This window comes from Herbaspirillum sp. UBA812 (genome assembly GCF_002296545.1).
Lineage (GTDB): Bacteria > Pseudomonadota > Gammaproteobacteria > Burkholderiales > Burkholderiaceae_D > Herbaspirillum > Herbaspirillum huttiense.
Map to the genome: position 1 here is coordinate 12,551 of NZ_DBIC01000248.1, position 6,188 is coordinate 18,738.

6 protein-coding genes and 1 pseudogene are annotated in these 6,188 nt (G+C 62.2%); 2 read left to right on the top strand and 5 right to left on the bottom strand.

Annotation, left to right across the window (positions count from 1 at the left end):
• The 5 genes from rsxB to fdxA all read right to left on the bottom strand — a co-directional run.
• The coding region (rsxB, locus tag B3873_RS16300) for an electron transport complex subunit RsxB (protein WP_286867320.1) at window positions 1–676 on the bottom strand (676 nt) is incomplete at its 3' end.
• Window positions 677–805: 129 nt separating this feature from the next.
• Window positions 806–2,041, bottom strand: coding sequence for a polyhydroxyalkanoate depolymerase (locus B3873_RS16305; RefSeq protein WP_034341156.1), 1,236 nt, complete (start codon window positions 2,039–2,041; stop codon window positions 806–808).
• Window positions 2,042–2,358: 317 nt separating this feature from the next.
• Window positions 2,359–3,432 carry an NAD(P)/FAD-dependent oxidoreductase gene (locus B3873_RS16310; protein WP_039787591.1) on the bottom strand — a complete coding sequence of 358 codons (1,074 nt, stop codon included), beginning with the start codon at window positions 3,430–3,432 and terminating at the stop codon, window positions 2,359–2,361.
• Window positions 3,433–3,466: 34 nt separating this feature from the next.
• On the bottom strand, window positions 3,467–3,610 hold the full coding sequence (locus tag B3873_RS16315) for a hypothetical protein (protein ID WP_286867322.1): 144 nt from the start codon (window positions 3,608–3,610) through the stop codon (window positions 3,467–3,469).
• A gap of 135 nt (window positions 3,611–3,745) precedes the next feature.
• Window positions 3,746–4,069 carry a ferredoxin FdxA gene (fdxA, locus tag B3873_RS16320; RefSeq protein ID WP_039787587.1) on the bottom strand — a complete coding sequence of 108 codons (324 nt, stop codon included), beginning with the start codon at window positions 4,067–4,069 and terminating at the stop codon, window positions 3,746–3,748.
• 385 nt (window positions 4,070–4,454) lie between these two features.
• On the opposite strand from fdxA, the gene B3873_RS16325 reads away from it, so the two are divergent.
• Window positions 4,455–5,708, top strand: a complete 1,254-nt coding sequence (locus tag B3873_RS16325; protein ID WP_286867323.1) for an ABC transporter substrate-binding protein — start codon at window positions 4,455–4,457, stop codon at window positions 5,706–5,708.
• A 194-nt stretch (window positions 5,709–5,902) separates the two neighbouring features.
• Window positions 5,903–6,188, top strand: a pseudogene (locus tag B3873_RS16330) (nicotinate phosphoribosyltransferase); the annotation flags it as partial.

The following is a 6,188-nucleotide window of genomic DNA, read 5'->3' on the forward strand; positions in this document are numbered from 1 at the left end:
CTTTCTTCAGGCGCGCGCGTTCCATGGCGGCCTGGATGATGGCTTTCTTGCGGGCCAATTCGGCTTGTTCCTCGGGCGTGCCGGCCGCCGCTGCTTCCACTTCCTTGAGCTTGGCCGCAGCCTTGGCGGCCAGACGGGCATCGTTCTCTTCCTTCTCGCGCTGCAGGCGCAGGGTGCGCCAGTCATGGCGCGCGCGGGCGGCATCGGCCTGTTCCTGGCTCCAGGCCTGCCAGCCGGTGCGCCCCGGCGTGGCCTCGACCATGCTGATGCAATCGACCGGGCAGGGGGCCACGCACAGGTCGCAGCCGGTACAAAGCGATTCGATCACCGTATGCATCTGCTTGGCCGCACCCGCAATGGCGTCGACCGGGCAGGCCTGAATGCAGAGCGTGCAGCCGATGCAGACGGCTTCATCGATCACCGCCAGGCGGCGCGGCTGTTCGCTGCCGTTGGCGGGATTGAGCGGGATCACCGGTTTGCCCAGCAGTTGCGCCAGCCGCGCCACGCCTTCCTGGCCACCGGGCGGGCACTGGTTATAGGAAGCAAGCCCCTCGGCCATGGCCTCGGCATAGGGACGGCAGGCCGGGTAGCCACATTTGGTGCATTGGGTTTGCGGCAGCAGGTCTTCGAGGCGGTCGGCCAGGGTGGCAGAGGCGGTGGTGGCGGATGGCGGCACGGCGGTCAGGCAATTCAACGGGACAAGGGCGCTATTATCCGGCCAAACCGCCGTCAAGTCATGCCGCAGCCACAAAGCAAAACGGCACCACCGTGGAGACGGGGTGCCGTTTTGCCTCAACGCGCTGCGTTACGCGTTGGCGCGGATGAATTCGCCAATCTTCGGGCAGACGATCTCGCGCCAGCGGCGGCCCGAGAAAATGCCGTAGTGACCGGCCTTGGGCACCGTGAAATGCTGCTTGCGCGCCTTCGGGATGCTGCTGCACAGTTCCTGCGCCGCCTGGGTCTGGCCGGAACCGGAGATGTCATCGAGCTCGCCTTCGATGGTGAACAGGGCGACCGACTTGATGTCCTGCGGACGCACCAGCTTGCCTTCGATCTCCCAGGTACCACGGGCCAAGTTGAAGTCCTGGAACACCACCTTGATGGTCTCCAGGTAGAACTCGGCCGGCATGTCCAGCACGGCGTTGTACTCGTCGTAGAACTTGCGGTGCTCTTCGGCGGAGGCATCGTCGCCATCGCGCAGGTGCATGTAGAAATCCCAGTGGCTCTGGGCATGGCGGCGCGGGTTCATGGCCACGAAGCCGGCATGCTGCAGGAAGCCGGGGTAGACCTTGCGGCCGAAGCCGGGGTAATTGGCCGGCACGCTGTAGATCACCGTGTTTTCGAACCAGGAGAAGGGCTTTTCGGTCGCCAGGTCGTTGACGGCGGTGGGCGACTTGCGGGCATCGATGGGGCCGCCCATCATGGTCATGCTCTTGGGCAGCTTGGGATCGTTGGCGCTGGCCATGAGCGAAATGGCCGCCAGCACCGGCACGGTGGGCTGGCAGACGGAAATGACGTGCACGTCCGGGCCCAGGGTGCGAATGAAGTCCTGCACGTAATAAACATAATCGTGCAGGTGGAATTCGCCCGCCTCGACCGGCACCATGCGGGCGTCGGTCCAGTCGGTGATGAAAACGTCATGTTCCTGCAGCAGCGCGCGCACGGTCTCGCGCAGCAGGGTGGAGTGGTGGCCGGACAGGGGCGCCACCACCAGCACGGTGGGCTGCTTCAAGGCGGCGCTCTGGCGGGCCGAGAGGTCCTTCTTGAAATGGATCAGGCGACAGAAGGGCTTCTCTTCGACCACTTCCTCGGTGATGCCGACCGGCTTGCCGTCAACGGGCACTTCGCCGATGTTGAAGAGGGGCTTCTCGTATTCCTTGGAGAGGCGATACAGCAACTCATAGCCGGCGGCGATACGTTGCGAGAAAGGGGTGTGGGCGAGCGGGGAAACCGGGTCCGAGAACAGTTTGGCCGAGGTTTCGGCCCATTGCATCATGGGGTTCAGGAACGCGCGATTGAGTTCATGCAGTTGATAAAGCATAGCTGACCTTTATACAAGCACCGGCTGGCTTCCCCGTCCGGATGGATAACCCGGACCGGGTGCGCAGCAAGCATGTGCCACAAACGTTTGGCGACGATCATCGGCTGACAGACTTCATATTATGTCTACTCTGTCAACTTTTTCCTTGTTGCGACGCGGTAGCATAGCACGCTTTGCCTTACGCCCCGCTTGCTGGTCAGACCAGTGGTGCGGGCCCCACAGGTTTCTGCAAAAACCTTCATAAACAAAAAGCCCCCGTACCGGACGGGGGCTCTGCAGGCCGCTTGCAGCGGCACGGGTGGTCTAGCGACGGAAAATCAGTCGAAGACCGGGCTTTCCACGCCCAGGATCTTGTGCAGCTTGGGCGAGGTGGTGGTGTACTGCATGTGGATCTTCTTTTCCGGGAAGATGTAGGGCGCAGCGCCGAAGGCGGCCAGCGCGGCTTCGTGGAAGCCCGACAGGATCAGCTTCTTCTTGCCCGGATAGGTGTTGATGTCGCCCACGGCGAAGATGCCCGGGACGTTGGTCTCGAACTTCTCGGTATCCATCACCTTCAGTTGCTTGCGTTCGATCTCCAGGCCCCACTCGGCGATCGGGCCCAGCTTGGGCGACAGGCCGAAGAACACCAGCAGCATGTCCAGTGGCAGGCGGCGGGTGACGCCATCCGCGCCCGTGACCTTGACTTCGGACAGCTTGCCATCCTTGATCTCGGTGCCGGTGACCTGGCCGATGACCAGCTGCATCTCGTACTGTTCGCACAGTTCCTTCATTTTGGCCACCGAGGCCGGGGCAGCGCGGAATTCTTCACGGCGGTGCAGCAGGATCACCGATTCAGCCTTGCCCACGAAGTTCAGGGCCCAGTCCAGGGCGGAGTCGCCGCCGCCGCAGATGACGATGTTTTTGCCTTCGAACAGGGCCGGGTCCTTGACGCGGTAGAACACCTGCGAACCTTCGAACTGCTCGATGCCTTCGACCTTCAGGGTGCGCGGCTGGAACGAGCCCACGCCGGCAGCGATGAAGATGGTCTTGGTGATGAACTTGGTGCCGGTGGAGGTTTCGACGTCGAAACGGCCATCTTCACGCTTGTTCACCAGGGTCACTTCCTGGCCCAGGTGGAAGGTGGGCGAGAAGGGCTCGATCTGCTTCAACAGGTTGTCGGTCAGTTCCTGGCCGGTGCAGACGGGCACGGCCGGGATGTCATAGATGGGCTTGTCCGGATAGAGCTCCACGCACTGGCCGCCGACCACCGGCAGCGAATCGATCACGTGCGCCTTGATTTCCAGCAGGCCGAGTTCGAACACCTGGAACAGGCCGACCGGGCCGGCGCCGATGATGACGGCGTCGGCATCGATGACACCGTTGACTGCCGCAGTCTGGACATTGTTTTCCATGATCTTCTTGATATTCCTGTTTCAGTAGATCAGATCAGTAGAGCGGCTTTTCCCTCTTGCGCTGGGCGCTGGCTGGCGGCAGGGCCGCTGGCGGGGGAGAGGCCAGGTAAAAGAGATGCGAAATGCTTGCCGAGAGCGCAACAGGACGGCGCAGCAGCGGGCAGTTCAGCCCGGCCATGAGGCTCTCAGGGGTATTGCTGGCGGCCAAATGCAAACGGCTGCGCATCTGGCGTGGCGATGAAACTGCCGGGCTGGATGCGCAACCGCCATTGTCGACCGGGACAGGCCCGGTCCACTTGATTCTCCGCAGGAATCAGCGCTGCAGGTATTGCAGCTTGTCGGTCTTGTCCTTCCATTCCTCGGCTTCCGGCAGCGGTGCCTTGGTCTTGGTGATGGAGGGCCAGCTGCGGGACAGATCGGCGTTCAGGGCAATGTATTGCTGCTGGTCGGCCGGCACGTCTTCTTCCGCGTAGATCGCATTGACCGGGCACTCGGCCACGCAGACGGCGCAGTCGATGCACTCATCCGGGTCAATCGCGAGGAAATTGGGGCCTTCGCGGAAACAATCCACCGGGCAAACATCCACGCAATCCGTATAGCGGCAACGGACGCAGGAATCGGTGACAACGTGGGTCATAACTGTCCTATCTGTAAAATTTCTTCAAACCGATGGCTAACTGCGCCGCAATTGATGGCAATATGGCACGGTTAAAATCATGTTGCGGCTGGTCAACCTGTGGTTGAGGTGCTTGGGCTGGCATCGGGCGTCTTGTGGACGCTGTCGTGGAGGACTCAGGAAGCCTCTCATGATGCTGCTGCGCAACCCGCCGCAAAGCCTTGTATTTTAAGGTAATTCGATTTTTCCCACAAATGAGGCTTATACAGATTACGTATAAGTAAATAAACAAGCTCGCGATAAGCCCAGCCGCCGCCAGGGTCTTGTGGCCTGCGGTTCCAGCCCATGGAGCCAGGTCCGCCGGCATGGTGCCGCTTGTCGCACATCACCAGAAGGAAGTCCCGGCGTGAACGCTGCAGGTCCCCAGTCCTCCCCCCGATTCCGTCTTTCGCTGCTGCCGACCCTGCTCGGCGCGCTGGCCGTCGCCGTTTCCCTTGTGCTGCCCTTGAGTGCCGGTGCTGTCGAGCCGATCCGTATCGGTGAGATCAACAGCCAGGGGCGAGCGTCCACCGCCGGACAGGCCTATCGCAACGGACTGTCGCTGGCACTGGAACAGATCAACGAGTCCGGCGGCATCCATGGCCGTCCCTTGCAGCTCATCAGCCGCGACGACCAGGGCGATGCCGACCAGGCCGCCCGCAATGCCCGCGAACTGGTCAGCAAGGAGCATGTGGAGGTGCTGACCGGCACCATGCTCTCCGATGTGGCCCTGGCGGTGGCGCGCGAAGCCGCGCGCAGCAAGACCGTGCTGGTGGTGGGCGATGCCCTGTCCGATGCGGTCACGCTGGACAAGGGCAATCGCTACACCTTCCGCGTGCGCCCTTCGACCTACATGCTGGCCGCGATGCTGGCCGAGCAGGCTGCACGCATGCCCGGGCGGCGCTGGGCCATGGTGGCCCCCAACTATGAATACGGCCAGAGCGCGGTGGCCAGCTTCAAGATGCTGCTGAAACAGGCGCGTCCGGATGTGGAATTCGTCAGCGACCAATGGCCGGCCATGGGCAAGATCAAGGCCGACGATGTGGCGCGGGCGATTCGCCAGTCGCGTCCGGACGCCATCTTCAATGCCACCTTCGGCGAGGATCTGCAGAAGTTCGTGCAGGCCGGCAATCGCCAGCAGTTGTTTGCCGGCGTGCGGGTGGTGTCGATGAGCTCGGCCGGTGCGCAGAGCCTCGATCCCAGCCAGAGTGAAGCCATTCGCGACTGGGTGGCCGTAGGTTACCCGTGGGACCAGATCAATACGCCGGAGCACCAGCGCTTCCTGGAAGCCTATCTGAAGAAATTCAGCGAACGTCCGCAACTGTCGGCGGTGCTGGGTTACAGCACCATGATGGCCATTGCCGGCGGCCTGAAGAAGAGCGAAGGCGGGGATGGCGAAGTGCTGCTGGAATCCCTGCGTGGCCTGCACTGGTCCTCGCCGCTGGGTGAGTTGAGCTTCCGCGCGCTGGACCAGCAATCCACGATGGGTGCCTTCATCGGCCTGGTCTCCCAGAAGGACGGACGCAGCACCATGCGCGAATGGCGCTACCTCGATGGTACGGCCTACCTGCCGCCGCCGACCTATGTGCGTGGACGCCGTCCGGCTTCAGCGGGCAAGTGATCCGGTCTTTCGCCGCCCTCGGCCTCGTCAAAGCCCCCTCATGGCAGGGGGCTTTGCTTTGTGCGATCTCGGTTAAGATAGCGGTCGCGACGCTTCAGGGCGTGGCCAACGCATGAAGCGGCGCGCTCCGGGGCAGCCCTCATGCACGTGGACCATCAACATGGCAGCATGCGGCATTTCCGCATCCGGACTTCATGATCATCACATCCTTACTCGACACTGACCTGTACAAATTCACGATGATGCAGGTGGTCCTGCATCACTTCCCCGGCGCGCAGGTCGAATACAAGTTCAAATGCCGCAACGAGCACATCGACCTGACACCCTATGTCGACGAGATTCGCGCCGAGATTGCCGCACTGTGCCGCCTGCGTTTCAAGGAAGATGAACTGAATTACCTGCGCGGCCTGCGCTTCATCAAGAGCGACTTCGTCGACTTCCTCGACCTGTTCCACCTGAACGAAAAATACATCACGGTCC

Coding starts and splice junctions, on each gene's coding strand:
- B3873_RS16315 (WP_286867322.1), bottom strand. CDS start 3,610: ATGGCCGGGCTGAACTGCCCGCTGCTGCGCCGTCCTGTTGCGCTCTCG.
- fdxA (WP_039787587.1), bottom strand. CDS start 4,069: ATGACCCACGTTGTCACCGATTCCTGCGTCCGTTGCCGCTATACGGAT.
- B3873_RS16310 (WP_039787591.1), bottom strand. CDS start 3,432: ATGGAAAACAATGTCCAGACTGCGGCAGTCAACGGTGTCATCGATGCC.
- B3873_RS16305 (WP_034341156.1), bottom strand. CDS start 2,041: ATGCTTTATCAACTGCATGAACTCAATCGCGCGTTCCTGAACCCCATG.